Below are 26,948 nucleotides of genomic sequence, written 5' to 3'. Positions count from 1 at the left end.
TCCGGCGCGCTCACAGGCTCAGCTCCGGGTGCAGCCGGCTCAGGCTCCACACCTGCTTGCGGCGCGCGGTGAACGCGGTCAGGGCGAGGGCCCCGACGGTGAAGGCGCCCAGCACCGCGCAGCCCAGCCAGACCGGGCCGAGGGGGCCGCCGGTGATGAGCCGGCGCAGCCCCTCCACGACGTACGTCATGGGCAGCAACGGGTGGATCGCACCGAAGAAGCCGGGGCTGGTCTGGACGGGGTAGGTGCCGCCGGCCGAGGTCAGCTGGAGCATCAGCACGACCAGCACCAGGATGCGTCCGGCCGCGCCGAAGCAGGCGTTCAGCCACTGCACGATCGCGCCGAAACAGCAGGTCACCAGCGCCAGGAAGGCGATCGTCCCGACGGAGCGAGCCATCTCCAGGCCAAGTCCCCAGTGCAGGACGGCCATCAGGGCGCCGACCTGGAGGATGCCGATGGCGGCGACCGGGAGCCACCCGGCGAAGGCGATCCGCCAGGCGGAGGCGCCGGTGGACAGCGCCCGCTTGTTGAGCGGCTGGATGATCATGTACGCCACCATCGCGCCGACCCAGAGGGAGAGCGGGATGAAGTACGGGGCGAAACCGGTGCCGTAGTTGGGTGCCGCGTGAAGAGACTTGGAGGCCAGCTTCACCGGGTCGGCCATGACGTCGGTACGGGCGTCGCGGTCCTTCTTGTCGTAGTCCGGGATCTTCTCCACGCCGTCGTTGAGGCCCTGGGCGAGTTCGGCCGAGCCGTCGCCGAGCCGGAACAGCCCGCCGTCCAGGTTCTCGGCGCCCGTCTTGAGCTTGCCGACCCCGGTGTCCAGGTCGGCGGAGCCGGTACGGGCGCTGCCGAGGCCGGTGTGCAGATCGGCCGCGCCCTTGGCCACCTTGTGGGCCCCGGTGTTGAGGGCGTTGACGTCCTTGACGGCCCTCTCCAGGTCGTCGTCCAGGGTCGGCGCGCGCTTCGCCAGCGCCTCGGCCTGCTGCTGGAAGGTGGCCAGGTGGGCGCTGAGCTTCTTCAGCTCGCCGTTCTGGCTGGTGACCAGCTTGCTGACATCGGCGGCGACCACGGCGACGTCGGACGCCGCCTCGGACGCCTTCTTCAGCGCGGGGCAGGAGGCGGTGTCGGGTTCGGTCGCCTCCTGGCACCGGGTGCGGTACACCTCGCCCAGTTCGTCGGAGGCCGTACGGGCGTCGGCGGCGGCGGTCGGGGCGGCCGCCACCAGCCGGTCGAGGTCCTCGCGGGCGGTCTTCGACCCGTCCGCCACCAGTCGGGCGGTGTCCCCGATGGCCTTGCCGTTGTCCTGGAAGAAGGGGCGGACGTCACCGGCGATCTTGTTGACCTTGTCGGCCAGGGTCTGGGTGCCGCCGGCCACCTCCCGTGACCCGGAAGCGAGTTCGCCGGCCCCGGTGTTCAGCTTCACGATGCCGTCGGAGAGCCGCTTGCTGCCCGCCTTGGAGTCCTTGAGGCCGTCCGCGAGCTCCTTGGAGCCCTTCTTCGCCTTCGATATGCCGCCCTTGAGCTCGTCGGCGCCCTTGGCCGCGTCGGCGGTCTTGTCGTGCAGATCGGAGAAGTTGATGAAGATGCGGTCCAGGAAGCCCCGCGAGGCGTCGGTGGAGGCGGCGTTGCGCACCTCGCCGAAGACCGTCTTGGAGATCTGCCCGACGATGTAGTTGTTGGCGTCGTTCGTGCGTACCTGGAGCGCGCCCGTCTCGGGGGAGTCCCCACCGCTGGAGGCGATCTTCTCGCTGAAGTCGGAGGGCATGGTCAGCGAGAGGTAGTACGTTCCGTCCTCGACGCCCTTGTCGGCTTCGGCGGAGCTCACCTCGTGCCATGCGAAGACCTTGGAGTCGAGCAGCTTGTCGCTGATCTCGTCCCCGGCGTGGACGCGCTTGCCGTCGTTGGTGGCGCCCTTGTCGTTGTTCACCAGGGCGACGGGCAGCTTGTCGAGGTTCCCGTACGGGTCCCAGAACGAGAACAGGTACAGGGCGCCGTAGAGCAGCGGCAGGAGCAGCAGGGCGACCAGCGCGGCGGCCGGCAGCTTCCCCCTGCGGAACCGCCGCAGCTCAAGCGCGGCCAGCTTCGGCGAACGCATCGGCCGTCTCCTCTTCGGTGGTGGGTGCGGTACGGACGACCTGGACGTCCTCGGGGGCCTCACCGCACACGGCGAGCACGGTGGTGCCGGCGTCGGAGAGGGAGCGCAGCAGCCCCCAGGCGTCGGCGCGTTCGGCGGGGGAGAGCTTCAGGTCGGTGTCGTCCAGGGCGAGCAGCCGCGGGGTGCCGATCAGCGCCAGGGCGACGGAGAGCCGCAGCGCTTCGAGCCGCTCCAGGTCCCGTACGGAGGTCCGTTCGGCCTTGGGCAGGGTGGCGGTGTCCAGTCCCGCGGCTTCCAGCGCCGCGTCGATCCGGGCCCGGGCGGCGGCCCGGCGCTCGGAACGCGGGCGCAGGAGGGTGCGCAGGGAGGCCCCGTAGCGGCCCTGGAGCAGGGTCCGTTCGCGCAGGTGCTCGGCGACGGTGAAGGCGGGGTCCAGTTCACTGACGCCGGTGACCGGGCCCAGGGCGGCGATCCGGCGGACGGCGGCCGCCTTGCGGGGAAGTTCGAGGCCGCCGACCTGCGCGCCGCCCTCGGTCGTGCGCATGCGACCGGTCAGAGCGAGCAGAAGACAGGTGCGTCCGGAACCGGAGGGACCTTCGATGGCGACGAGCGACCCCGGTGGAGCGCTGAACCCCACCTTGCGAAAGGCCCAGCCGCGCGGCCCCTTGAGTCCGAAGTCCGCGGCGCCGAGTGCGGCACCGTGCGGGCTCTCCACAGACCCTCCCCTGATCTCGTCCGTGATCCTGCGTGGTTCTTTTGAACTGACTGGTCAGTTCAAAAAGTTAGCCCGAACTCGCGCTCGACGCAAAACGGCAGGTCGGGGACGGGTTCTGACCGATTGTCAGTGGGGGCCGCCACCATGGACACATACGGCCACGGAGCCGTCACACGACGACAGGAGGTTCGTCATGGCCAGCTCGTCCGCAGCCGCCGCCCCGCGGCGCCGCGCAGGCAGCCCTGCCCCCTCACTGACCGGTCCCGCCGACGATGTGCACCCCGTGCTGCGCCGCACCACGGCACCGCCCGCCGCACTCGACCTGCTCGCCAAGGCCCGCACCGGCCTGGACGAGGCCGCCGTGCTCCACGAACCGAACGAGCGCTACGCCACCGCCCACCTCGCGGCCCTGCGCACGGCGGCGGCCGTGCTGGCCGCCCGTGGCCGCCCCGAGACGAACAAGCGCCACCGCGACCGCATCCGGAGTGCCTGGGAGGTCCTCCCGGAGATAGCGCCGGAGCTCACCGACTGGAGCGACCTCTTCGCTTCCGGCGCGTCCCGCCGGGCCCGCGCGGAGGCGGGCATGCCCGGCGCCGCCAGCGACCGGGACGCCGACGACCTGCTGCGCGACGCGGCCCAGTTCCTGCGGCTGGTGGAGCGGCTGCTGGTGCTCCAGCCGGTGCTCCCGCAGCCGAGGCCCGGGGGGTCCGCCGCTGGATGAGACGGGCGGGTGCCGGATGACCGGGACGGCGGTGCGAGGCAATAGGGTGGTGGACGCTCACATCACCACCTGCACTGTTCACGCTCCGCCGTCCCAGGCGGCACCGTGCCGAGGAGTCATCTGCCGTGTCGGACCAGCCGCGCCCCCGCGCCTCCCTCCGTACCGCCGTGGTCTGGGAGGTCCTGAAGGACGCTCTGGAGCGTCAGGTCAAGACGGCCGGCCGGGACGCCCTGGATGTTCTGGACACCGGTGGCGGCACCGGCAACTTCGCGGTGCCCGCCGCCCGGCTGGGCCACCGGGTCACCGTCGTCGACCCCAGCCCCAACGCGCTCTTCGCACTGGAGCGCCGCGCCGCCGAGGCCGGGGTCGCCGACCGCGTCCGGGGCGTCCAGGGCGACATCCTCGGTCTGTTCGACGTCGTGGAGCGCGGCGGCTTCGACGCGGTGCTCTGCCACGGCGTCCTGGAGTACGTGGACGAGCCCGCCGAGGGCGTACGGAACGCGGTGGCCGCCCTGCGCCCCTCCGGCGCACTGAGTCTGCTCGCCGCGGGCCTGGGCGGGGCCGTGCTGGCCCGCGCGCTGGCCGGTCACTTCACCGAGGCCCGGCAGGCGCTCGCCGACCCGGCGGGCCGCTGGGGCGAAGGCGACCCGGTGCCCCGCCGCTTCACCGCCGAGCAGCTCTCCGAGCTGGTCTCCGGGGCCGGCCTGGCGGTCGGCGCCGTGCACGGCGTGCGGGTCTTCGCCGACCTCGTGCCCGGCGTCCTGGTGGACACCGAGTCCGGCGCCATGGACGCGCTCCTCAAGCTCGAAGCCGCCGTCTCCGAACTGCCCGCCTTCCACTCCGTGGCGACCCAGCTGCACGTTCTCGGCGAGAAGCGCCCCTGAGCCGACCGCGCGGACCGGTCCCCGGGAGCCCCCGCGCGGGCAGGCCACGGGGCTGATCAGCAACGAAGCTGCGGACGGAGTCGGACTCGGGACCCCCGTAGCGGGCGTCGGCCCCGTATGATCGGGTGACACCATCCGGCATGGCGGATCGGTCGTCGGGGAATCTACGCCTCAGCAGCCGAGCCGACACAGCGGTCCGGACTGGCTGAACGCTAGAGGGCGGGTTTCACGGGGGCGAATCCCTGCCTATCCTGGAAGGGCCGCATACCGGTCGCCCCCGCGGCCGACGACGAGGAGGATCCCGTGCCGCTCTCGGAGCACGAGCAGCGCATGCTCGAGCAGATGGAGCGAGCGCTGTACGCCGAAGATCCCAAGTTCGCTACAGCGCTTGAGGGAACCGGGCTGCGTACGTACACCCGACGACGGGTCTACCAGGCGGTCGCTGGCTTCCTGGTGGGTATCGCGCTCCTCATGGCCGGAATGGTCGCCCAGCAGATCTGGATCAGTGTGGTGGGCTTCCTCGTCATGCTCGGCTGTGCCGTGCTCGCGGTCACCGGATGGCGCAAGGCGCCGAAGCCCGGTGAACAGCAGTCGGCCGCCGGCGCGGACGGCGGCTCACGCCGCCGACCGAGACAACGCCGGTCGATGATGAACCGCATCGAGCAACGCTGGCAGCGCCGCCGCGACGAACAGGGCCAGTAAGAACTTTCTTCCGGCTCGGCCCTGGCGCTCATGGCGCAGCAGGGCTGTGCCGGGCACGACGCACGACACCGTCGGATGAGGGGCGGCCGCATTTCTGCGGCCGCCCCTCAGGCGTTGCCGTCAGCTTCAGGCGTCGCCCTCACTTTCAGGCGTCGCCCTCAGCTTCAGCCACTGCCCTCAGCTTCAGGCGTCGCCCTCAGCTTCAGCCGTTGCCCTCAGCCGTACCGGCGGGAGATCCGCCGCCACCGGGCCGTCCAGCGGCCGTGCCCGGGACGGTCAGTCCACCGCTGCACGAGCGTCGCCCACCGGTCCGAGACCGCCCAGGTCACCCGGACAGCCGAGCGGGGTGCCAGCTTCGCCCGCAGCCGCGCGCCCCGGCCGGCCGAAGCCGCCAGGCCCGCCCGTACCGTCAGCGCGTCCTCGGTCAGACCGGCCGTGGGACGCGGCTCGGGGGCGTACAGCACCTGCTCCACCGCGCCCGCGATCCGGTGCACGGCCTCGGCCGCCATGATGTCGAGCCCGCCTTGACGCACGATCCGGGCCGCCGCCTTCCGGGGCGTCAGCGACTCGTCCGGCGCGATGCCGTGGTCCCAGGCGCTGTCGGTGACCTCCAGCCAGGCGGCCAGGGCCCGGGCCGCCGCGTCAGCCGGCGTACGCCCCCCGGAACCGAGCCGCCGGTTCCTGGTCAGGGTCCGCCAGAACATCGGCGCCAGCAGGATCAGGAGCAGGACCAGGAGCACCCCGAGAACCAGCAGCGCCGTGTCGAGCCCGGAACCCCCCGCGGTCGGAGGCGTCGGAGCGGGCGCGGCGGACATGCCGCACTCACCCTGCCGGCGCAGCTGCGGCGAGCAGCTTTCCCGGTCGGACGGGGCCGCGGACGGTGCGGTGGTGGCGTCGGCCGACGGCTGCGCCGGATCGCTCGCACCGCCCGTGGGAGTCTCCGGCAGGGTGTACGTCGGCGTGGTCCCGCGGCTCGGGGTCGGCTCGAACCGGGTCCACCCGACGCCCTCGAAGTACAGCTCGGGCCAGGCGTGCGCGTCGCGCAGCCCGACCGAGGTCGAGCCGTCCGCCTGGAGGGTGCCCGGGGTGAAGCCCACCGCGACCCGGGACGGGATGTCCAGGGTCCGGGCCATCGCGGCCATCGTGAACGAGAAGTGGATGCAGAACCCCTTCTTGTCACGGAGGAACCGGGCTGTGGCCGAGGAGCCCGTCCCCGAACTGACCGAGGTGTCGTACGTGAAACCGCCCTCGGAGGCGAACCAGTCCTGGAGCTTCACGGCCCGCTCGTAGGCGTTGGCCGAGCCCTCGGTGACCTGCTCGGCGGTCCTCGCCACCACTCCCGGCAGCGAGTCGGGGACCTGGGTGTACTCGGCCAGCAGCTTCTGCGGGGGCGGTCCGGCCGCCGCCAGCTGGGCCGCGGTCGGCTCGATGACCAGGCTGGAGACCTCGTACCGCGCGCCGCCGGTGTTCTGCCCGTTGTCGCCGACGAGGGTGCGGCCCTCCGGCTCGTACCGCCAGCGGCCGTCGATCGCCACTTCGCTCGCCGGGTAGGGGAGCGGCAGATAGCTCTGCTGGTACGAGGACGAGGAGGAGACGTTCGTCCGGATCTCGGTGACGGCGACGTCCCGGCCGAGACCGGTGGGCTGCGGGAGGCGGTCCGGCACATCCGTCAGACGGCGGGTCGAGGAGCGCCACTCGCTGCCGTTGAACTCGTCCAGGGCCAGGATCCGCAGGTAGAGGTCGCGCGGGTCCTGGGCGTTGGTGCGATACGTCATCACCTCCCGGTTCTCCGGCTGGTTGAGGTTGTCCTTCAGCGACACCAGGGGGTTCACCGCGGAGATGGTGCCGCCGCCGCTGCCCTTGCCGCTCCCGCCGCCCCGGCCGCCCAGCAGACCGCTGTCCAGGGCGGGCAGGGCCGCGGGGACGACCAGGGCGATGCCCAGCGCGAGCACGCCGATGCGCCGCCCGGTGCGGACCGGCGAGGCCGCGCCACCGCCACGGCCGGACAGGCCGTCCGCCAGACCTCCCCGGGACCGGTTGGCGCCGCCGAAGACGCGGCCCCACGCCGAGAGCCGGTCGCGGCCCTCGGCCAGCAGAAGCAGCAGATAGCCGGAGGCGGCCAGCAGGAACCAGAGCCAGCCCGTTCTGCCGTCGCCGAGTCCCGCGGCGACCGAGTACAGCGCGAGCAGCGGCAGCCCGGCCGGTGCCGCGCTGCGCAAGGTCACCGCGAGCGCGTCCACCGCCAGCCCGATCAGCACCACCCCGCCGACCACCATCAGCCGGATGCCGTCCGTCATCGGGGCGGGGATCGCGTACGTACCGATGTCCTCGCCACCCGCCACCAACAGCTCACCGAGCCGGACCACGGCCTGCGGGCCCGGGACCACGCCGAACAGCGCCTGGTCCCGCGCGAACACCACGGTCAGCAGCAGCAGGGTCACCAGCGCCTGGGAGGCGATCGTCAGCGACCGCGCCAGGGGGACCCGGCGGGCCAGCGCCCCGACCCCGCCCTGGACCCCGAGCAGCAGGGCCGCCTGCAGGAGCCAGCCCGCCCCCTCCACCAGCGGGAGCAGGGCTCCCGACGCCAGGAGTGTCGCCGCGAAGGCGCACAGCGCCAGCCGGGCCCGCCCGCTCATGACCATCCCCCCGGAAAAGCTGTAGAGCCGCCGTTCCCGGCGGACTGCGTGTCGGTGCGCAGCTGTCCCACCAGTTGCCACAGCACCGGCAGATCGGCCCCGGGCTGCACCGGCACCACGATCCAGCCGGCCTCGCGCAGCTGCCGCAACCGCTCCTCGGCCCGGGCGGCGGCCGAAGCGTCCGTACCGCCGGACCAGCGGGCGCTGTCCAGGACGAAGGCGACCGCCGCACCGCTGCGCTGCCGCATCCGGGCCGCGACCGAGGTCTGCTCCTCGTCGAGATCACCGAGGAACGCGATCAGCAGCCCTTCGTTGCCGCCGCGCAGCACGTCGTGGGCGCGCGAGAGGCCGCCGCCGTCGGAGTGGCCGACGACCGCGAGGGTGTCGAGCATCAGACCCGCGGCGTCCGCGGACTCCTGGGTCGAGCCGGCGAAACCGTCGGATTCGTCCCCGGGCACCGCGCTCCCGTCGTCCGTCAGCAGCCGGACGGCGAAGCCGCGCTCCAGCATGTGCACCAGCGCGGAGGCCGCCCCCGACACCGCCCACTCGAACGCCGAGTCGGGCCCGGCGCCCACGTACCCGACCTGGCGGGTGTCCAGCAGCACCGTGCAGCGGGCCCGCTGCGGCTGCTCCTCCCGCCGGACCATCAGCTCGCCGTAGCGCGCGGTGGAGCGCCAGTGGACCCGGCGCAGGTCGTCGCCGTGCCGGTAGCCGCGAGGGATGATGTCGTCCTCACCGGCGAGGGCGAGCGAGCGCTGCCGGCCGTCGCCGTACCCCGAGGCCTCGCCCGCGAGCCGCAGGACGGGCAGCGGGACCGTGCGCGGGATGACGACGAGGGTGTCGTACGCGCTGAAGGAACGGGTCAGCTCGCACATCCCGAACGGGTCGCTGAGCCGCAGCTGCAACGGGCCCAGCGGATAGCGGCCGCGCAGGTCGGAACGGACCCGGTAGGACACCTCCCGCCGGCCGCCCGCCTCCACCCGGTCCAGCACGAACCGGGGCCGGGGCCCCAGGACGTAGGGCACCCGGTCCTGGAGCATCAGCAGGCCCGTGGGGAGCCGGGACACGTTGTCCATCCGCAGGTGCACCCGAGCCTCCGAGCCCGTGGGCACCCGGGACGGCGAGAGCCGGCGGGTGCCCGTCACCCGGTAGCGGGTGCGGTAGAGGACGATCACGCACACCAGGGGCAGCACGGCCAGCAGCAGCCCGACGCGCAGCAGGTCGGCCTGGCCCAGGACATAGGCGCAGACGGCGGCGGCCACCCCGGCGGCCAGGAAGGAGCGCCCCCGGGTGGTGAGCCCGCCGAGAGCCGCACGCGGGCCGCCCTTGCTGGAGCCGTCCCGCACGGCGCCGGGCTCGCCGGCCGACATCACAGCCGCCGGGAGCCGGGCTGCTGCTGGCCGTACATCGGGCGGCCCGGGTCGTGCACGCCCTGCGCCGGGGGCGCGGCGCCACCGGCCGAGGTCGGGACCGGGGTGCGCTGGATGATCTCCAGCACCACCTGCTCCGCGGTGCGGCGGTTCAGCTGCGCCTGCGCGGTGGGCAGCAGCCGGTGGGCGAGCACGGGCGCGGCCAGGGCCTGGACGTCGTCCGGCAGGGCGTAGTCGCGGCCGCTGAGGGCCGCCGACGCCTTCGCGGCGCGCAGCAGGTGCAGCGTCGCGCGCGGCGAGGCCCCGAGTCTGAGGTCCGGGTGGTTGCGGGTGGCCCCGACCAGCTGCACCGCGTAGCGGCGTACGGCGTCGGCGACGTGCACCGTACGGACCGCGTCGATCAGCTTCACGATGTCGTGGGCGTGCGCCACCGGCTGGAGGTCGTCCAGCGGGGAGACACCCCCGTGCACGTCGAGCATCCGCAGCTCGGCCTCCGGGCTGGGGTAGCCGATGGAGACCCGCGCCATGAAGCGGTCGCGCTGGGCCTCGGGCAGCGGGTAGGTGCCCTCCATCTCCACCGGGTTCTGGGTGGCCACCACCATGAAGGGATCGGGGAGCTCGTACGTCTGCCCATCGATGGTGACCTGGCGCTCCTCCATCGACTCCAGCAGCGCCGACTGCGTCTTGGGCGAGGCGCGGTTGATCTCGTCGCCGATCACGATCTGCGCGAAGATCGCGCCGGGCTTGAACTCGAAGTCGCGCCGCTGCTGGTCGAAGACCGACACACCGGTGATGTCGGACGGCAGCAGGTCCGGCGTGAACTGGATGCGGCGCACCGAACAGTCGATGGACCGCGCCAGCGCCTTGGCCAGCATGGTCTTGCCGACCCCGGGGACGTCCTCGATGAGGAGGTGCCCCTCCGCGAGCAGCACGGTCAGCGAAAGCCGTACGACCTCAGGCTTGCCCTCGATCACACCCTCCACCGACCTGCGCACCCGCTCCGCTGTGGTGGTCAGATCTGTGAGGCTCGCTCGATCGTCATAGGTCGTCACCCGGCCCTCCTCGGCCCTTTTGCGCATGGGCCGGCGTCCGTACCCGCCCGGCCCACCCCGAAACACGGACACTCCGCCGGAAGGCCCGGGGGAGGTCACACCCGCATTCTTGTTGCCGTTACCGCTTCGTGTCACTCGCCTGTGGACAACTGGGTGCGATATGTCGGTCTCTGCCGGGTTTCGCGCGGTGGGCCGAGGAGCGGACCGCGGAAACGGGCGGGGGCGGAAGGTCAGGAAGCGGGCTGGATCTCGCGGAGCAGACCGGTGGTCACGTCGAAGACGAAACCGCGCACGTCGTCGGTGTGCAGGAGGAACGGCGAGGTCTTCACCCGCTGCATCGACTGGCGTACGTCCTGGTCGGCGTCCGTGTAGGCCTCCACCGCCCAGACCGGCCGCTGGCCGACCTCGCGCTCCAGGTCCTGCCGGAACTCCTCGGTGAGGGATTCGAGGCCGCAGCCCGTGTGGTGGATGAGGATGATGCTGCGGGTGCCGAGCGCCCGCTGGCTGATGGTGAGCGAGCGGATCACGTCGTCGGTGACGACACCGCCCGCGTTGCGGATGGTGTGGCAGTCGCCGAGTTCGAGGCCCAGCGCGGAGTGGAGGTCGAGGCGGGCGTCCATGCAGGCGACCACGGCGACCTGGAGGACCGGCTTGGCGTCCATACCGGGATCGCGGAAGTCCTCCGCGTACCGGGCGTTCGCCTCGACCAGCTGATCGGTCACCTGGCCCCTCTCGCGGACCGCCGCGGCGGTCGATGTCGCGGACTGTGCGGGGGAGTGAGCAGAAGTCGACATGGCTACGACGTTAACCTTCCCGCCCGGCCGGGGCGTGCTGTGGGAGCGGACAAAAAACGTCAACGCGGCTTGGTGTGAGCTAACCCACAAGCACCAGGGAACGCGCCCGTTCGGATGAGGTCGCCGCTTCCGGACGGGTGGCGCGACTCGCTGCCCGGTTCGTTGATCGGATGGCCGGGTGGACTAAAGTAACGCGAAGTCACCACCCTGAACCCGCACCACCCCACTCCGCACACCCTGCACCTCCTGCATATTCCGTTTTTCCCCCGTGATGTGCGGCGTACGTGCGGCCCGGCCCTCTCCCGCTCCCGGTCGGCCGACGCCCCTTCCCCGGCGCCGGCGGACCTCCCCTTCGGAGCGGGCGGGGACCAGGACGTACGTACCGGCCGCGCGGGACAGAGCCTGAGAGGGCGCATTGAGCCAGACCCGACACGTCCCGGTGATGCTCCAGCGGTGTCTGGACCTGTTGGCCCCGGCTCTGCGGGACCAGGCCCATCCGGAGCCCGTGGTCGTCGACTGCACCCTCGGCCTCGGCGGCCACAGCGAGGCGCTCCTCGAAGCCTTCCCCACCGCCCGGCTGATCGCGCTGGACCGCGACAAGGAGGCCCTGCGCCTCTCCGGCGAGCGGCTCGCCCCTTACGGCGACCGCGCCACCCTCGTCCACGCCGTCTACGACGAACTCCCCGACGTACTCGCCCGGCTCGGCCTCCCCAAGGTCCAGGGCGTCCTCTTCGACCTCGGCGTCTCCTCCATGCAGCTCGACGAGGCCGACCGAGGTTTCGCGTACGCCCAGGACGCCCCGCTCGACATGCGCATGGACCAGTCCACCGGCATCGGCGCCGCCGAGGTGCTCAACACCTACCCGCCCGGCGAACTCGTGCGGATCCTGCGCGCGTACGGCGAGGAGAAGCAGGCCAAGCGGATCGTCTCCGCCGTCGTGCGCGAGCGCGAGAAGGAGCCGTTCAGCAACAGCGCCCGGCTCGTCGAGCTGATCCGCGACTCCCTGCCGCAGGCCGCCAAGCGCACCGGCGGCAACCCGGCCAAGCGGACCTTCCAGGCCCTGCGCATCGAGGTCAACGGCGAGCTGAGCGTCCTGGAGCAGGCCGTTCCGGCGGCGGTGCGGAGCCTCGCGGTCGGCGGCCGGATCGCCGTCCTGTCCTACCACTCGCTGGAGGACCGGCTGGTCAAGCAGGTCTTCGCGGCCGGTGCCGCCAACACCGCGCCCCCCGGTCTGCCCGTCGTCCCCGAGCGCTACCAGCCCCGACTGAAGCTGCTCACCCGGGGCGCCGAGCTGCCCACCGAGGAGGAGATCGCCGAGAACCGGCGCGCCGCCCCCGCCCGGCTCCGCGGTGCCCAGCGCATCCGGGAGGACGAGCGATGAGCACCACGGGGGGCACGCGGTGAGCAGGCCGGGCGCACCGCTGAAGGGGCGGGCCGGACGGCTCGCCCGGCTGATGCCGTCCGCGGGACCCAGCAGCGCGGCCCGCACCCCGTTCGTGCTGCTGGTCGTGCTCCTCCTGGGCGGCGGACTCATCACCCTGCTCCTGCTGAACTCCGCGCTCAACGAAGGATCGTTCAGGCTCAGCGAGCTCAAGCGGGACACCACCGAACTCACCGACGAGCAGCAGGCCCTCCAGCGCGACGTCGACAGCTACTCCCAGCCCGGCGCCCTGGAGCGCCGCGCCCGGGAACTCGGCATGGTCCCCGGCGGCAGCCCCGCCTTCCTCAACCCGGACGGCACGGTCCGCGGAGTCCCCGCGACGGCCACCGCCCCGCCGCCCAGCCCCACCCCCAGCCCCGAGCCGACGCCCGAGGGCGGAGCCCAGGCCGAGGGAGCGGACCCCTTCGGCTCCGCGAGCCCCGCTCCGGGCGCCCCCGCGGAGCCCGGGGTCCAGGGCGCCACCGCCCCCGCCGCGGAGAACACCCCGGCACCCCAGCCCCCGACCACCCCCGGCAGGTGACGCAGTGCCCAAGGAACCGCCGCGCCGCCGCGTACCCGGCCCGGCGCGCCCCCGCACCGGGGCCGACGGCCGCTCCGGCGCGCGCCCCCCGGTCCGCCGGCCCCGCCCCGGCGCCGGGCGCACCACCGCGCGCGGGCGCGCACCCCGGTCCCTGCGCCTGGGCAGCCCGCGCCCCCGGCTCCGGCTGGTCAGCCTCGGGCTGACGCTGGTCATGCTGCTCTTCGTGGCCCGGCTGCTCCAGGTCCAGGCCGTCGACGCCACCGCGTACGCGGCCAAGGCCGAGAAGAACCGCTACCTGGAGTACACGGTCGCGGCCGAGCGCGGGGAGATCACCGACCGCGGGGGCGTCGCCCTCGCCACCAGCGTCGACGCGCACAACATCACGGCCGACCCGAAGATGTTCACGCCCGAGGACAGCAAGGCCCCCGACGCGCCCCAGCAGGCCGCCGCCCTGCTCGCCCCGATCCTCGGCAAGGACGTCGACGAGCTCGTCGAGAAGCTCTCGACCCCCAAGAGCCGCTACACCGTGCTCGCGTACCGCCAGACCCCCCAGGTCTGGAAGCAGATCAAGGACCTCAAGGCCGTCTTCGCCGAGAAGGCATCCGAGGACAGGCTGAACGGCGGCGCGGGCGCCGACGTCCTGGCCGGGGTCCTCCAGGAGCCCACCACCAAGCGGGTCTACCCCAACGGGGACCTCGCGGCCGGGATACTGGGATTCGTCAGCGCCGACGGCAAGGGCGGCGGCGGACTCGAATCACAGCTGGACAAGGAGCTCGCGGGCGAGGACGGCAAGATCCGCTACGCCCAGGCCGGCGGCCGCCGCGTCCCCACCGCGGGCAGCAGTGAGGTCCCGGCCGTGCCCGGCTCCGACATCGAGCTGACCATCGACCGCGACATCCAGTGGGCCGCGCAGAAGGCCATCAGCGACCAGGTCGAGAAGTCCAAGGCCGACCGCGGCTACGTCATCGTGCAGAACACGCGGACCGGCGAGCTGCTGGCGATGGCCAACGCGCCCGGCTACGACCCCAATGACCTCTCCCAGGCCACCTCGGCCTCCCTCGGCAACGCGGCCCTCCAGGACGTGTACGAGCCCGGCTCCACCAGCAAGGTGATGTCCATGGCCGCCGTGCTGGAGGAGAAGGTCGCCACGCCCGGCACCCACGTCACCGTCCCCAACCGGCTGCACCGCGGCGACCGGCTGTTCAAGGACGACATCGACCACCCCACCTGGTACCTCACGCTCAACGGGGTCCTCGCCAAGTCCAGCAACATCGGCACCATCCTGGCGACCGGTCAGCTCGGCGGGAACCAGGCCGAGTCCAACCAGGTCCTCTACTCCTACCTGCGCAAATTCGGCCTCGGCAGCAAGACCGGGCTCGGCTACCCCGGCGAGTCACCGGGCCTGCTGGCCCACCCCAGGAGCTGGTCGACCTCGCAGCAGTACACGATCCCCTTCGGCCAGGGCCTCTCGCTCAACGCCGTCCAGGCCGCCTCGGTCTACTCCACCATCGCCAACGGCGGAGTCCGGATCGCACCCACCCTCGTACGCGGCACCAAGGGCGCCGACGGCCGCTTCACCGCCGCGGAGGAACCCGAGGAGAACCGGGTGGTCAGCGAGAAGACCGCCAAGACCCTGGCCACCATGCTGGAATCCGTCGTCGACGACCAGGAGGGCACCGGCACCAAGGCCGCCATCCCCGGCTACCGCGTCGCCGGCAAGACCGGTACCGCCAACCGGGTCGACCCGGTCCGCGGCTTCTACAAGGGCTACACCGCCTCCTTCGCCGGCTTCGCCCCGGCCGACGATCCGCAGATCACCGTCTACTGCGCGATCCAGAACCCCACCAGCGGAAGCTACTTCGGCGGCCAGATCTGCGGTCCGATCTACAAGCAGGTCATGGAGTTCGCGCTCAAGACGCTCCAGATCCCACCGTCCGGCAGCAAGCCGCCCCGGCTGCCGGTGTCCTTCAAACCCGGCGAGTGAACACGGGGATGCGCGAGCATCTCCCCAAGGGAACCCTCAGTGACAACCATCACCCCCGACCCCGGGAACCGGAACGAGAACTTCCTCCGACCCGGTCCCTCGCTTCGCAAGAGCCCGCACCGGCCCGGTACGCTCACCGCCGTGCCCCACGCTGATCAGTCCCAAACCACCCAGAAGGACGCGCCTGTGACCTACCCGGGAGCGCCCCGACCGGACCGGCTCCGGCCCACCCCCCTCGGCGAGCTGGCCGAGCGGCTCGGCGTCGAAGCGGCCGGGACCGGTGACGTCACCGGCATCACCCACGACTCGCGCGCCGTGCGCCCCGGAGACGTGTACGCGGCCCTGCCCGGCGCCCGCCTCCACGGTGCCGACTTCGCGGCCCAGGCCGCGGGCCTGGGCGCCGTCGCCGTCCTCACCGACCCGACGGGTGCCGAACGCGCCACCGCCACCGGCCTGCCGGTCCTTCTCGCCGAGGACCCGCGCTCCGTCATGGGCGAGCTGGCCGCGGACATCTACGGGCGGCCCGGCATCGGCCTGCTCCAGATCGGCATCACCGGAACCTCCGGCAAGACCACCACCGCGTACCTGGTCGAAGGCGGACTGCGCGCCGCGGGCCGGGCCACCGGACTCATCGGCACCGTCGAGATGCGCATCGGTGACGAGCGCATCAAGTCCGAGCGCACCACCCCCGAAGCCACCGACCTCCAGGCCCTGTTCGCCGTCATGCGCGAACGCGGCGTCGAGGCCGTCGCCATGGAGGTCTCCAGCCACGCCCTCGTGCTCGGCCGGGTCGACGGCTGCGTCTTCGACGTCGCCGTCTTCAACAACCTCAGCCCGGAGCACATGGAGTTCCACTCCGGCATGGAGGACTACTTCCAGGCCAAGGCCCAGCTCTTCACCCCGGAGCGCAGCCACCGAGGCGTGGTCAACTTCGACGACGAGTACGGGCGCAGGCTCATCACCGAGTCCGGCGTCCCGGTCACCACCTTCTCCGCCGAGGGCCACCCGGACGCCGACTGGCACGCCGAGGACGTCGAGGTGGGACCGCAGGACAGCACCTTCACCGCCGTCGGCCCGAAGGGCGAGCGGATCGCCGCCCGCGCCCCGCTGCCCGGTCCGTTCAACGTCGCCAACACCCTCGCCGCGATCGTCACCCTGGCCGTCGCGGACGTCGACCCGCAGACCGCCGCCGACGGCATCGCGGCCGTCCCCGGCGTCCCGGGCCGCCTGGAGCGGGTGGACGCCGGCCAGCCGTACCTCGCCGTCGTCGACTACGCGCACAAGACCGACGCCGTCGAGTCCGTACTGCGCTCCCTGCAGAAGGTCACCGAAGGCAGGGTGCACATCGTCCTCGGCTGCGGCGGCGACCGCGACACCACCAAGCGCGGCCCGATGGGCGCCGCCGCGGCCCGCCTCGCCGACACCGCCGTACTGACCTCCGACAACCCCCGCTCCGAGGACCCGCTGGCGATCCTCTCCGCGATGCTCTCCGGCGCCGCCGAAGTCCCCGTCCACGAACGCGGCGACGTCCTGGTCGACGCCGACCGGGCCTCGGCCATCGCCGCCGCGGTCGCCCGCGCCGAACCGGGCGACACCGTCCTCGTCGCGGGCAAGGGCCACGAGCAGGGCCAGGACATCCACGGAGTCGTACGCCCCTTCGACGACCGCAAGGTCCTGCACGACGCCATCGAGCGGTCCCTGGGGCGCACCGGCGCCGCGGACCGTGCCCCTCATCACGAGAACAACAGTCAGGGATGACCAAGTGATCACCCTTTCCCTCGCCGAGATCGCGGAAATCGTCGGCGGGCAGCCGCACGACATACCGGACCCGGCAGTCACCGTCACCGGGCCCGTCGTCATCGACTCCCGCGAGGTCGAACCCGGCAGCCTGTTCGCCGCGTTCGCCGGCGAACGCGTGGACGGCCACGACTACGCGCAGCGCGCCGTGGCGGCGGGCGCGGCAGCCGTCCTGGCCGCCCGCCCCGTCGGCGTCCCGGCGATCGTCGTGGACGACGTCGTCGGCGCGCTCGGCGCGCTCGCCCGTACCGTCGTCGAACGCCTCGGCACCGCCGTCGTCGCGCTCACCGGCTCCGCGGGCAAGACGTCCACCAAGGACCTGATCGCCCAGCTCCTCCAGCACAAGGCCCCCACGGTCTGGACGCCGGGCTCGCTCAACAACGAGATCGGCCTGCCCCTCACCGCCCTGCGCGCCACCCCCGAGACCGAGCACCTGGTCCTGGAGATGGGCGCCCGCGGCATCGGCCACATCCGCTACCTCGCCGAACTCACCCCGCCCCGCATCGGCCTGGTCCTCAACGTCGGCTCCGCCCACCTCGGGGAGTTCGGCAGCCGCGAGGCGATCGCCCAGGCCAAGGGCGAGATGGTCGAGGCGCTCCCCGAGGACGGCTGCGCCGTGCTCAACGCCGACGACCACCTCGTCGCCGCGATGGCCTCGCGCACCAGGGCCCGGGTTCTGCGCTTCGGAGAAGCCCCGGATGCGGACGTACGGGGCGAGAAGGTCCGGATGACCCCCGACGGGCGGCCCGCGTTCGAGCTCCACACACCCACCGGGTGCAGCGACGTGACCTTGCGCCTGTACGGTGAGCACCACGTGTCGAACGCGCTCGCCGCGGCCGCCGTCGCCCATGAGTTGGGCATGTCCGTGACCAAGATCGCCGAGGCGCTCTCGGAGGCGGGCACCCTCTCCCGCTGGCGTATGGAGGTCACCGAGCGCGGGGACGGTGTGACGGTCGTCAACGACGCCTACAACGCGAACCCCGAATCCATGCGAGCCGCGCTGCGTGCGCTGGCCGCCATGGGGCAGGCCCGAGCGGCCGAGGGGGGACGCACCTGGGCGGTGCTCGGTCAGATGGCCGAGCTCGGTGACGCGTCGCTCGCCGAGCACGACGCGGTCGGACGGCTCGCCGTCCGGCTCAACGTCAGCAAGCTCGTCGCTGTCGGGGGGAGAGAAGCCTCCTGGCTGCAACTGGGCGCATATAACGAGGGTTCGTGGGGTGAGGAGTCGGTGCACGTGTCCGACGCGCAGGCGGCCGTCGACCTGTTGCGCAGTGAACTGCGCCCGGGAGACGTCGTGCTGGTGAAGGCGTCCCGGTCGGTCGGCCTGGAGAAGGTCGCCCAGGCACTGCTGGAGAACTCGACCGAGGGCGAGGTCGCCGGCCGATGAGGCAGATCCTCTTCGCGGGGGCCATCGGGCTCTTCCTGACCCTGGTCGGGACCCCGCTGCTGATCAAGCTGCTGGCCCGCAAGGGATACGGGCAGTTCATCCGGGACGACGGCCCGCGCACGCACGGCAGCAAGAAGGGCACGCCCACGATGGGCGGCATCGCCTTCATCCTGGCGACGATCATCGCGTACCTCCTTGCGAAGGTGATCACCGGCGAGGACATCCGCTACTCCGGTGTGCTCGTGCTGTTCCTGATGGCCGGGATGGGGCTCGTCGGCTTCCTCGACGACTACATCAAGATCGTCAAGCAGCGTTCGCTGGGTCTGCGGGCCAAGGCGAAGATGGCCGGACAGCTGATCGTCGGCATCGCCTTCGCGGTGCTCTCGCTCCAGTTCCCCAACTCCAACGGCTACACCCCGGCCTCCACCCGGCTCTCGTTCGTCGAGGACTTCGGCTGGTCGATCGGCCCGGTGCTGTTCTGCGTCTGGGCGCTGTTCATGATCCTGGCCATGTCCAACGGCGTGAACCTCACGGACGGCCTGGACGGACTGGCCACCGGCGCGTCGGTGATGGTCTTCGGCGCCTACACCTTCATCGGCCTCTGGCAGTTCCAGGAGTCCTGCGCCAACGCGGCCACCCTGACCAACCCCAGCGCCTGCTTCGAGGTACGCGACCCGCTCGACCTCGCCGTCGTCGCCTCCGCCCTGATGGGCGCCTGCTTCGGGTTCCTGTGGTGGAACACCTCACCCGCCAAGATCTTCATGGGTGACACCGGTTCGCTCGCGCTCGGCGGCGCGCTCGCGGGTCTGGCGATCGCCTCCCGCACCGAGTTCCTGCTCGCCATCCTCGGCGGCCTCTTCGTGATGATCACCATGTCCGTGGTCATCCAGGTCGGTTCGTTCAAGATGACCGGTAAGCGGGTCTTCCGGATGGCACCCCTCCAGCACCACTTCGAACTCAAGGGGTGGTCCGAGGTCCTTGTCGTGGTCCGCTTCTGGATCATCCAGGGCATGTGCGTGATCGTCGGCCTCGGCCTCTTCTATGCGGGATGGGCAGCCAAGAAGTGAGCACCGTGGACTGGCAGGGCAAGCACGTCACCGTGGCCGGACTCGGCGTCAGCGGCATCCCCGCGGCCCGCGTCCTGCACGAGCGCGGCGCACGCGTCACCGTCGTCGACGACGGCGACGACGCACGCGCCCGCGCGCAGGCGGCCGAACTGGAGGCGCTCGGCATCACCGTGCGCCTCGGCGACGGCGCCACCCTGCCGCCGTCCACGGAACTCGTCGTCACCGCCCCCGGCTGGCAGCCGGACAAGCCGCTCTTCCTGGCTGCCGCCGAGGCGGGCGTCGACATCTGGGGCGACGTCGAACTCGCCTGGCGGCTGCGCGGCACCAACGGCCGCCCGGCCGCCCCCTGGCTCGCCGTCACCGGCACCAACGGCAAGACCACCACCGTACGGATGCTGGCCTCGATCCTTCAGGCGGCGGGCCTGCGCACCGCGCCGGTCGGCAACATCGGCGTATCGCTGCTGGACGCGGTGCTCGGCGAGCAGGAGTACGACGTCCTCGCCGTCGAGCTCTCCAGCTACCAGCTGCACTGGGCGCCCTCCCTGCGCGCCCATTCCGCCGCCGTCCTCAACCTGGCTCCGGACCACCTCGACTGGCACGGCTCGATGGAGGCGTACGCCGCCGACAAGGGCCGGGTCTACGAGGGCAACACGGTGGCCTGCGTCTACAACGTGGCCGACCCCGCCACCGAGGAACTGGTCCGCGAGGCCGACGTCGAGGAGGGCTGCCGCGCCATCGGCTTCACCCTCGGAGCCCCCGGCCCCTCGCAGCTCGGGGTGGTCGACGGCATCCTCGTCGACCGGGCCTTCGTGGCGAACCGCCAGAAGCAGGCCCAGGAACTCGCCGAGGTCGCCGACGTCAACCCGTCGGCCCCGCACAACATCGCCAACGCGCTCGCCGCGGCCGCCCTCGCCCGCGCCTTCGGCGTGGAGCCGGCCGCCGTCCGCGACGGGCTGCGCGCCTTCCGGCCGGACGCCCACCGCATCGAACACGTCGCGGACATCGGCGAAGTCGCCTACGTCGACGACTCCAAGGCCACCAACACCCACGCCACCGAGGCCTCCCTCGCCGCCTACGACTCCATCGTCTGGATCGCGGGCGGACTCGCCAAGGGCGCCACCTTCGACGAGCTGGTCACCGGTGCGGCGAAGCGGCTGCGCGGAGTCGTGCTGATGGGCGCCGACCGCGCGCTGATCCGTGAAGCCCTCACGCGACACGCCCCCGAAGTCCCGGTGGTCGACCTCGACCGGACCGACACTGGGGCGATGTCCGAGGCGGTCGAGCACGCCGCCCGGCTCGCCCGGCCGGGCGATACGGTACTGCTGGCCCCGGCCTGCGCCTCGATGGACATGTTCACCAACTACAACAAGCGGGGCGAGGCGTTCGCGGACGCGGTCCGCGCACGCGCCGAAGAGAGCGCCTGAGAGACGGGCCCCAGCGCCCGAGGGTCCCGGCCCCGGCACCGCCCCCGGGCACGAGCAGTGGAGGGGACAGCGACAATGCCGGCCGAGAAGAGCTCCGCCGTACGCAGCCGCCGGCCGGCGCCGCCCCGTGGCGCGGGACGCGGCTCCCCGGCTCCCCGCATTCCGCGCGGCGGCGGCGTACGGCGCTTCTACGAGCGGGCACGCCGGGCCTGGGACCGGCCCCTGACCGCCTACTACGTGATCCTCGGCTCCAGCCTCCTGATCACCGTGCTGGGCCTGGTGATGGTGTACTCCGCCTCGATGATCAAGGCGCTGAGCATCGACAAGTCGTCGACGTACTTCTTCGGGAAGCAGTTCGTCGCCGCCGTCATCGGGGGCGCGCTGATGCTGGTCGCCTCCCGGATGCCGGTCAAGCTCCACCGCGCACTGGCCTACCCGATGCTCATGGTCACCGTCTTCCTGATGGTCCTGGTCCAGGTGCCGGGGATAGGGATGTCGGTCAACGGCAACCAGAACTGGCTCTACCTGGGCGGCCCGTTCCAGATCCAGCCCAGCGAGTTCGGCAAGCTCGCGCTCATCCTGTGGGGCGCCGACCTGCTCGCCCGCAAACAGGACAAGCGGTTGCTGACGCAGTGGAAGCACATGCTCGTGCCGCTCGTCCCGGTCGCCTTCATGCTGCTCGGGCTGATCATGCTCGGCGGCGACATGGGAACCGCGATCATTCTCACGGCGATCCTGTTCGGCCTGCTCTGGCTGGCCGGCGCCCCGACCCGGCTCTTCGCCGGGGTGCTCGGCTTCGCCGCCGTCATGGTGTTCGTGCTGATCTGGTCCAGCCCCAACCGGATGTCCCGGCTCTCCTGCATGGGCGTCAGCGAACCCGACCCGGAGGGCGGCTGCTGGCAGGCCGCCCACGGAATCTACGCGCTGGCGTCCGGCGGATGGTTCGGTTCCGGGCTGGGTGCGAGTGTGGAAAAATGGGGTCAACTCCCGGAACCTCACACCGACTTCATCTTCGCCATCACCGGTGAGGAACTGGGGTTGGCGGGGACGCTGTCCGTGCTCGCCCTGTTCGCGGCTCTAGGCTATGCGGGTATCCGCGTGGCCGGACGCACGGAGGACCCCTTCGTCAGGTTTGCCGCGGGAGGCGTGACCACCTGGATCATGGCCCAGGCCGTGATCAACATCGGTGCGGTGCTCGGCCTGTTGCCGATCGCCGGTGTCCCGCTCCCGCTGTTCTCCTACGGCGGGTCCGCCCTGCTGCCGACGATGTTCGCGGTCGGGCTCATGATCGCCTTCGCGCGGGACGATCCCGCCGCGAAGGCGGCCCTGGCCATGCGGAGGCCCGGGGTGAGATGGAAGACGATGAGACGGCGCGTCAAGAAGCGTTCGTCCGGAGAGCGGTGAATTTCGGTGCATGTCGTACTCGCCGGCGGGGGGACCGCCGGACACATCGAGCCCGCGCTTGCCCTCGCAGACGCCCTGCGCAGGCAGGACCCGGCCATGGGAATCACTGCCCTCGGCACGGAACGCGGCCTGGAGACCAGGCTCGTACCCGAGCGGGGGTACGAGCTCGCCCTCATCCCCGCCGTACCGCTGCCCCGTAAGCCCACTCCCGAGCTGATCACCGTCCCGGGCCGGCTGCGCGGCACCATCAAGGCCGCCGAGCAGATCCTGGAGCGCACGAAGGCGGACTGCGTGGTCGGCTTCGGCGGTTACGTCGCGCTGCCCGGCTACCTCGCCGCCAAGCGCGTCGGGGTACCCATCGTCGTCCACGAGGCCAACGCCCGTCCGGGCCTCGCCAACAAGATCGGCTCGCGGTACGCCCACGGGGTCGCCGTCTCCACGCCGGACAGCAAGCTGCGCGGCGCCCGCTACATCGGCATCCCGCTGCGCCGCACCATCGCCACCCTGGACCGCGCCCGGGTCCGTCCGGAGGCCCGCGCCTCCTTCGGCCTCGACCCCAACCTGCCCACGCTGCTGGTCTCCGGCGGCTCACAGGGCGCGCGCCACCTCAACGAGGTGGTCCAGCGGGTCGCGCCGCTGCTCCAGCGCTCCGGGATCCAGATCCTCCATGTGGTCGGTCCGAAGAACGAATTGCCGCGGATCGACAACATGCCCGGGATGCCGCCCTACATCCCGGTACCGTACGTGGACCGGATGGACCTCGCGTACGCCGCGGCCGACATGATGCTCTGCCGCGCGGGCGCGATGACCGTCGCCGAACTCTCCGCCGTCGGGCTTCCCGCCGCCTACGTCCCGCTGCCCATCGGCAACGGCGAACAGCGGCTCAACGCCCAGCCGGTGGTCAACGCCGGCGGCGGCCTGCTGGTGGACGACGCGGCGCTCACCCCGGAGTGGGTGCAGGGCAACGTTCTGCCGGTGCTGTCGGACCCCCACCGGCTGTACGAAATGTCCCGCGCCGCGGCCGAGTTCGGCCGGCGCGACGCCGACGACCTGCTGGTCGGCATGGTGTACGAAGCGATTGCCTCCCGCCACCAGGCGTGAGGCGGTGCGGGCCCGGGGCGGGTGCCCCGGGCCCGGCGAAGGAGCGAGCGTGGCCGGACCGACGACCGCCCAGCGCGGCGCAGCGGGGCGTGCGGACACCCCCGCCCGCCCGCCCCACATCGGCCCCGTGAAGCGCCGGATCGGCCGCCGTACGCTGCTGATCCTGATCGGCGTCGCGGCGGCCCTGCTCACCGCGTTCACGCTCTGGGCGCTCTACGGCTCCTCCTGGCTCCGGGTCGAACGCGTCTCCACCACCGGCGTGGACGTGCTGACCCGCGAAGAGGTGGAAGCGGTTGCCGCGGTGCCGCTGGGAGCGCCCCTGATCGCGGTGGACACCGATGCCATCGAGGCCAGGTTGCGCCAGAAGCTGCCGCGTATCGACTCGGTGGATGTCGTACGGTCCTGGCCGCACGGCATCGGCCTCAAGGTGACCGAACGCCGGCCGGTCCTGCTGGTCGAAAAGGGTGCGAAGTTCATCGAAGTGGACGCGGCGGGCGTCCGCTTCGCCACGGTGGACCGGGCGCCCGAGGGCGTACCGCTGCTGGAGCTGAAGCCGGACCGGTCGGCGAGTCTGCGCCGGTTCGGCACCGGCCGGCTGCTGCGGGAAGCGGTACAGGTCGCCGGCGAGCTGCCCGGGGGTATCGCCAGGGACACCGAGGCCGTGCGGGTCACCTCGTACGACGCGATCTCCTTGCGGCTCACCCGTGATCGGCAGGTGACCTGGGGCAGTAGTGAGGATGGACCGGTGAAGGCGCGTGTTCTCGCCGCTCTCATGAAGGCGGTACCCAAAGCGGGACACTTCGACGTGAGTGCTCCCACCGCCCCTGCGGCATCAGCGAGTTGACGTGCATTTGTGCTGGCCAGCACCCTGGTTGGTCAGCGCTACGGGTGATCACATAGGGTGAAAAGAAAAACGGGAGGTTCGGCGTGTTCGTTGAACGTGCGCCACTTGTCGACTTAGTGTCCTGTTCGGAAGAGTCCAGGAAGCAGACACACTGGTAACCCTAAAGTTGAACGTTAGGGTTCGGGTCGGCGTTCGGACCGTCCCCATCGACATCAGTCGTCGCCGCGGGTCTTCCGCAGAGCGACGACACGTAACTCGAGGCGAGAGGCCTTCGACGTGGCAGCACCGCAGAACTACCTCGCAGTCATCAAGGTCATCGGTGTCGGCGGCGGTGGTGTCAATGCCATCAACCGAATGATCGAGGTCGGTCTCAAGGGCGTCGAGTTCATCGCGATCAACACGGATGCGCAAGCCCTGTTGATGAGCGACGCCGACGTCAAGCTCGACGTCGGCCGCGAACTCACCCGGGGCCTCGGCGCCGGGGCGAACCCGGCCGTCGGTCGTAAGGCGGCAGAGGACCACCGTGAGGAGATCGAGGAGGTCCTGAAGGGGGCCGACATGGTCTTCGTCACCGCCGGAGAAGGCGGCGGCACCGGCACCGGCGGCGCACCCGTCGTCGCCAACATCGCGCGCTCGCTCGGCGCCCTGACGATCGGTGTGGTCACCCGCCCGTTCACCTTCGAGGGCCGGCGACGCGCGAACCAGGCGGAGGACGGCATCGCCGAACTCCGCGAAGAGGTCGACACCCTCATCGTCATCCCCAACGACCGCCTGCTGTCCATCTCGGACCGCCAGGTCAGCGTGCTCGACGCCTTCAAGTCGGCCGACCAGGTGCTGCTGTCGGGTGTCCAGGGCATCACCGACCTGATCACCACGCCGGGTCTGATCAACCTCGACTTCGCCGACGTCAAGTCGGTCATGTCCGAGGCCGGATCGGCGCTCATGGGCATCGGCTCGGCGCGCGGTGACGACCGCGCGGTGGCGGCGGCGGAGATGGCGATCTCCTCGCCGCTCCTGGAGGCGTCCATCGACGGCGCCCGCGGTGTCCTGCTCTCCATCTCCGGCGGCAGCGACCTCGGTCTCTTCGAGATCAACGAGGCCGCCCAGCTGGTGAGCGAGGCGGCACACCCCGAGGCCAACATCATCTTCGGTGCCGTCATCGACGACGCCCTCGGTGACGAGGTCCGGGTCACCGTGATCGCGGCGGGGTTCGACGGCGGACAGCCGCCGGCCCGGCGCGAGAGCGCCCTCGGCGCCAGCACGAACAAGCGGGAGGAGCCGGCCACCCCGGCCAGGTCCTCCGCCGAGCCCGCCCGCCCGTCGGGCGGCCTCGGTTCCGTGCCGCCGCGCGAGGAGAGCCCGGCCCCGGCCGAGCCCGCCCCCGCGTCGGCTTCGAACGAGAGCCCGCTGTCGCCGGTCTCTCCGCCGCACGTCCCGCCGGCCCGTCCCTACCAGGACACCCAGGCCGAAGAGCTGGACGTACCGGACTTCTTGAAGTGATAGGCGGACCTCCGGCGGAACCCGCCACGGGCAGCGCTCACTTCGCCTTCACCGACCGGTGGGGCGGGGTGAGCGCCGCTCCGTTCGGTGAGCTCAACCTCGGCGGCGCGGTCGGTGACGATCCCGCCGCCGTCGGCGCGAACCGCGAGCGCGCGGCCCGACGGCTCGGCCTCGACCCGGCCTCGGTCGTCTGGATGAACCAGGTGCACGGCCGGGACGTGGCGGTGGTCGACGGACCCTGGGGCGTGGACGCGGAGATCCCGGCCGTGGACGCGGTGGTGACCGCGCGGCGCGGACTGGCGCTCGCGGTACTGACCGCCGACTGCACCCCCGTCCTCCTCGTCGACCCGGTCGCCGGAGTCGTCGGGGCGGCGCACGCCGGGCGGCCGGGACTGGTCGCCGGAGTCGTCCCCGCGGTGGTCGAGGCGATGACCGCGCTGGGCGCACGCCCCGCCCGGATCACCGCGCACACCGGACCGGCCGTCTGCGGACGGTGCTACGAAGTGCCGGAGCAGATGCGGGCCGAGGTCGCCGAAGCCGTCCCGGGCACCTGGTCCGAGACCAGCTGGGGGACCCCCGCGGTCGACGTCACCGGTGGCGTCCATGCCCAGCTCGCCGCACTCGGGGTCGGTGACCTGCACCGTTCGCCGGTCTGCACCCGGGAGTCGGGCGACCACTTCTCGTACCGCCGCGACTGCACCACCGGGCGGCTCGCCGGATATGTCTGGTTGGACTGATAGCGCATGACGGACCGTACGGCTCAACTCGCGGCGAACCTGGCACAGGTGGAGGAGAGGATCACCTCCGCCTGCGCCGCGGCCGGCCGCGAGCGCGAGGAAGTGACCCTGATCGTGGTCACCAAGACCTACCCGGCGAGCGACGTGCGAATCCTGCACGAGCTCGGTGTGCGCCATGTCGCCGAGAATCGTGACCAGGACGCGGCACCGAAGGCCACCGCTTGTGCGGATCTTTCCCTGACATGGCACTTCGTCGGACAATTGCAGACGAACAAGGTTCGGTCTGTGACGAGTTATGCCGATGTCGTGCAGTCGGTGGACCGGACCAAGCTGGTCGCCGCCCTCTCGTCCGCCGCGGTCCGCGCGGAGCGCGAGCTCGGCTGTCTGATCCAGGTCGCCCTCGACGCCGAGAGCGGCGAGCGCGGGGAGCGCGGCGGGGTCGCGCCGGACGGGATCGAGGAGTTGGCGGCCGCGGTCGACGCGGCCGAGGGGCTGCGGCTCGACGGACTGATGACCGTGGCGCCGCTGGCCGGACCGTTCGCCGGCAGGCAACGGGCCGCTTTCGACCGGCTGATGGAATTCACCACCCACCTGCGCGCCGGTCATCCGGCTGCGACCATGGTCTCCGCGGGGATGAGTGCGGACCTGGCGGACGCTGTGGCGGCCGGAGCGACACATGTACGCGTCGGTACGGCGGTACTCGGAGTCCGACCCGGGCTCGGGTAACGTCGCAAAGCAAGTCGGACCACAGCAGAAAATATGGTCATTCC

Annotated in this window: 22 protein-coding genes; 16 read left to right on the top strand and 6 right to left on the bottom strand. The window is 71.8% G+C overall.

Annotation, left to right across the window (positions count from 1 at the left end):
- Positions 1 to 10 precede the first annotated feature (10 nt).
- Both ACIQAK_RS01455 and ACIQAK_RS01450 read right to left on the bottom strand, forming a co-directional pair.
- A complete protein-coding gene (locus ACIQAK_RS01455; RefSeq protein WP_366388330.1) occupies positions 11 to 2,098 on the bottom strand; it encodes a YhgE/Pip domain-containing protein in 2,088 nt (695 codons plus the stop codon).
- Positions 2,070 to 2,813 carry an ATP-binding cassette domain-containing protein gene (locus ACIQAK_RS01450; protein WP_366388331.1) on the bottom strand — a complete coding sequence of 248 codons (744 nt, stop codon included), beginning with the start codon at positions 2,811 to 2,813 and terminating at the stop codon, positions 2,070 to 2,072. Before ACIQAK_RS01450 ends, ACIQAK_RS01455 begins: the two co-directional genes overlap by 29 nt.
- 193 nt (positions 2,814 to 3,006) lie before the next feature.
- On the opposite strand from ACIQAK_RS01450, the gene ACIQAK_RS01445 reads away from it, so the two are divergent.
- The 3 genes from ACIQAK_RS01445 to ACIQAK_RS01435 all read left to right on the top strand — a co-directional run bounded on the left by ACIQAK_RS01445 (position 3,007) and on the right by ACIQAK_RS01435 (position 5,120).
- The gene (locus ACIQAK_RS01445; RefSeq protein ID WP_366388332.1) at positions 3,007 to 3,534 is read left to right on the top strand and encodes an SAV_6107 family HEPN domain-containing protein; all 528 of its coding nucleotides are present in this window, start codon (positions 3,007 to 3,009) and stop codon (positions 3,532 to 3,534) included.
- A 125-nt stretch (positions 3,535 to 3,659) separates the two neighbouring features.
- Positions 3,660 to 4,418 (top strand): methyltransferase, encoded by a 759-nt coding sequence (locus ACIQAK_RS01440; protein WP_366388333.1) that lies wholly within the window; start codon positions 3,660 to 3,662, stop codon positions 4,416 to 4,418.
- Between the two features lie 303 nt (positions 4,419 to 4,721).
- Positions 4,722 to 5,120, top strand: a complete 399-nt coding sequence (locus ACIQAK_RS01435; RefSeq protein ID WP_366388334.1) for a DUF3040 domain-containing protein — start codon at positions 4,722 to 4,724, stop codon at positions 5,118 to 5,120.
- A 215-nt stretch (positions 5,121 to 5,335) separates the two neighbouring features.
- On the opposite strand, the gene ACIQAK_RS01430 is transcribed toward ACIQAK_RS01435, so the two are convergent.
- The 4 genes from ACIQAK_RS01430 to ACIQAK_RS01415 form a co-directional block, all read right to left on the bottom strand.
- Positions 5,336 to 7,756, bottom strand: a complete 2,421-nt coding sequence (locus ACIQAK_RS01430; RefSeq protein WP_366388335.1) for a DUF3488 and transglutaminase-like domain-containing protein — start codon at positions 7,754 to 7,756, stop codon at positions 5,336 to 5,338.
- On the bottom strand, positions 7,753 to 9,126 hold the full coding sequence (locus tag ACIQAK_RS01425) for a DUF58 domain-containing protein (RefSeq protein ID WP_366388336.1): 1,374 nt from the start codon (positions 9,124 to 9,126) through the stop codon (positions 7,753 to 7,755). Before ACIQAK_RS01425 ends, ACIQAK_RS01430 begins: the two co-directional genes overlap by 4 nt.
- Positions 9,126 to 10,178 (bottom strand): MoxR family ATPase, encoded by a 1,053-nt coding sequence (locus ACIQAK_RS01420; RefSeq protein WP_366388337.1) that lies wholly within the window; start codon positions 10,176 to 10,178, stop codon positions 9,126 to 9,128. Before ACIQAK_RS01420 ends, ACIQAK_RS01425 begins: the two co-directional genes overlap by 1 nt.
- A gap of 230 nt (positions 10,179 to 10,408) precedes the next feature.
- The gene (locus ACIQAK_RS01415) at positions 10,409 to 10,972 is read right to left on the bottom strand and encodes a carbonic anhydrase (RefSeq protein ID WP_366388338.1); all 564 of its coding nucleotides are present in this window, start codon (positions 10,970 to 10,972) and stop codon (positions 10,409 to 10,411) included.
- Positions 10,973 to 11,387: 415 nt separating this feature from the next.
- Here ACIQAK_RS01415 and rsmH point away from each other — a divergent pair, with 415 nt between their 5' ends.
- The 13 genes from rsmH (at position 11,388) to ACIQAK_RS01350 (ending at position 26,904) form a co-directional block, all read left to right on the top strand.
- A complete protein-coding gene (gene rsmH, locus ACIQAK_RS01410) occupies positions 11,388 to 12,353 on the top strand; it encodes a 16S rRNA (cytosine(1402)-N(4))-methyltransferase RsmH (protein ID WP_366388339.1) in 966 nt (321 codons plus the stop codon).
- 19 nt (positions 12,354 to 12,372) lie between these two features.
- Positions 12,373 to 12,933, top strand: a complete 561-nt coding sequence (locus tag ACIQAK_RS01405) for a septum formation initiator (protein WP_366388340.1) — start codon at positions 12,373 to 12,375, stop codon at positions 12,931 to 12,933.
- A 211-nt stretch (positions 12,934 to 13,144) separates the two neighbouring features.
- The gene (locus ACIQAK_RS01400) at positions 13,145 to 14,917 is read left to right on the top strand and encodes a penicillin-binding protein 2 (protein ID WP_366388611.1); all 1,773 of its coding nucleotides are present in this window, start codon (positions 13,145 to 13,147) and stop codon (positions 14,915 to 14,917) included.
- Positions 14,918 to 14,956: 39 nt separating this feature from the next.
- On the top strand, positions 14,957 to 16,675 hold the full coding sequence (locus ACIQAK_RS01395; RefSeq protein WP_401362051.1) for a UDP-N-acetylmuramoyl-L-alanyl-D-glutamate--2,6-diaminopimelate ligase: 1,719 nt from the start codon (positions 14,957 to 14,959) through the stop codon (positions 16,673 to 16,675).
- A 4-nt stretch (positions 16,676 to 16,679) separates the two neighbouring features.
- Positions 16,680 to 18,101 (top strand): UDP-N-acetylmuramoyl-tripeptide--D-alanyl-D-alanine ligase, encoded by a 1,422-nt coding sequence (murF, locus tag ACIQAK_RS01390; protein ID WP_366388341.1) that lies wholly within the window; start codon positions 16,680 to 16,682, stop codon positions 18,099 to 18,101.
- Positions 18,098 to 19,168, top strand: coding sequence for a phospho-N-acetylmuramoyl-pentapeptide-transferase (gene mraY / locus ACIQAK_RS01385; RefSeq protein ID WP_366388342.1), 1,071 nt, complete (start codon positions 18,098 to 18,100; stop codon positions 19,166 to 19,168). The genes murF and mraY overlap by 4 nt, the downstream gene beginning before the upstream one ends.
- The gene (gene murD, locus ACIQAK_RS01380) at positions 19,150 to 20,592 is read left to right on the top strand and encodes a UDP-N-acetylmuramoyl-L-alanine--D-glutamate ligase (protein WP_366388343.1); all 1,443 of its coding nucleotides are present in this window, start codon (positions 19,150 to 19,152) and stop codon (positions 20,590 to 20,592) included. The genes mraY and murD overlap by 19 nt, the downstream gene beginning before the upstream one ends.
- Before the next feature lie 75 nt (positions 20,593 to 20,667).
- A complete protein-coding gene (gene ftsW / locus ACIQAK_RS01375) occupies positions 20,668 to 21,996 on the top strand; it encodes a putative lipid II flippase FtsW (protein WP_366388344.1) in 1,329 nt (442 codons plus the stop codon).
- Between the two features lie 6 nt (positions 21,997 to 22,002).
- Positions 22,003 to 23,097: an undecaprenyldiphospho-muramoylpentapeptide beta-N-acetylglucosaminyltransferase gene (murG, locus tag ACIQAK_RS01370; protein ID WP_366388345.1), complete on the top strand. Its 1,095-nt coding sequence runs from the start codon at positions 22,003 to 22,005 to the stop codon at positions 23,095 to 23,097.
- Between the two features lie 49 nt (positions 23,098 to 23,146).
- Positions 23,147 to 23,941: an FtsQ-type POTRA domain-containing protein gene (locus tag ACIQAK_RS01365; protein ID WP_366388346.1), complete on the top strand. Its 795-nt coding sequence runs from the start codon at positions 23,147 to 23,149 to the stop codon at positions 23,939 to 23,941.
- 276 nt (positions 23,942 to 24,217) lie between these two features.
- Positions 24,218 to 25,441, top strand: coding sequence for a cell division protein FtsZ (ftsZ, locus tag ACIQAK_RS01360; RefSeq protein WP_366388347.1), 1,224 nt, complete (start codon positions 24,218 to 24,220; stop codon positions 25,439 to 25,441).
- On the top strand, positions 25,438 to 26,178 hold the full coding sequence (pgeF, locus tag ACIQAK_RS01355; RefSeq protein ID WP_366388348.1) for a peptidoglycan editing factor PgeF: 741 nt from the start codon (positions 25,438 to 25,440) through the stop codon (positions 26,176 to 26,178). The genes ftsZ and pgeF overlap by 4 nt, the downstream gene beginning before the upstream one ends.
- Positions 26,179 to 26,184: 6 nt before the next feature.
- Positions 26,185 to 26,904 carry a YggS family pyridoxal phosphate-dependent enzyme gene (locus ACIQAK_RS01350; protein WP_366388349.1) on the top strand — a complete coding sequence of 240 codons (720 nt, stop codon included), beginning with the start codon at positions 26,185 to 26,187 and terminating at the stop codon, positions 26,902 to 26,904.
- Positions 26,905 to 26,948 lie beyond the last annotated feature (44 nt).

The sequence above is a fragment of the Streptomyces sp. NPDC088706 genome (genome assembly GCF_044752765.1).
In the GTDB taxonomy this organism is placed as follows: Bacteria; Actinomycetota; Actinomycetes; order Streptomycetales; family Streptomycetaceae; genus Streptomyces.
Note: the sequence above shows the minus strand (reverse complement) of the source record. Positions and strands in the feature narration are given on the sequence as shown.

Coding starts and splice junctions, on each gene's coding strand:
- ftsW (WP_366388344.1), top strand. CDS start 20,668: ATGCCGGCCGAGAAGAGCTCCGCCGTACGCAGCCGCCGGCCGGCGCCG.
- ACIQAK_RS01430 (WP_366388335.1), bottom strand. CDS start 7,756: ATGAGCGGGCGGGCCCGGCTGGCGCTGTGCGCCTTCGCGGCGACACTC.
- ACIQAK_RS01400 (WP_366388611.1), top strand. CDS start 13,145: ATGCTGCTCTTCGTGGCCCGGCTGCTCCAGGTCCAGGCCGTCGACGCC.
- mraY (WP_366388342.1), top strand. CDS start 18,098: ATGAGGCAGATCCTCTTCGCGGGGGCCATCGGGCTCTTCCTGACCCTG.
- ACIQAK_RS01415 (WP_366388338.1), bottom strand. CDS start 10,972: ATGTCGACTTCTGCTCACTCCCCCGCACAGTCCGCGACATCGACCGCC.
- murD (WP_366388343.1), top strand. CDS start 19,150: ATGGGCAGCCAAGAAGTGAGCACCGTGGACTGGCAGGGCAAGCACGTC.
- ACIQAK_RS01455 (WP_366388330.1), bottom strand. CDS start 2,098: ATGCGTTCGCCGAAGCTGGCCGCGCTTGAGCTGCGGCGGTTCCGCAGG.
- ACIQAK_RS01425 (WP_366388336.1), bottom strand. CDS start 9,126: ATGTCGGCCGGCGAGCCCGGCGCCGTGCGGGACGGCTCCAGCAAGGGC.
- ACIQAK_RS01350 (WP_366388349.1), top strand. CDS start 26,185: ATGACGGACCGTACGGCTCAACTCGCGGCGAACCTGGCACAGGTGGAG.
- ACIQAK_RS01445 (WP_366388332.1), top strand. CDS start 3,007: ATGGCCAGCTCGTCCGCAGCCGCCGCCCCGCGGCGCCGCGCAGGCAGC.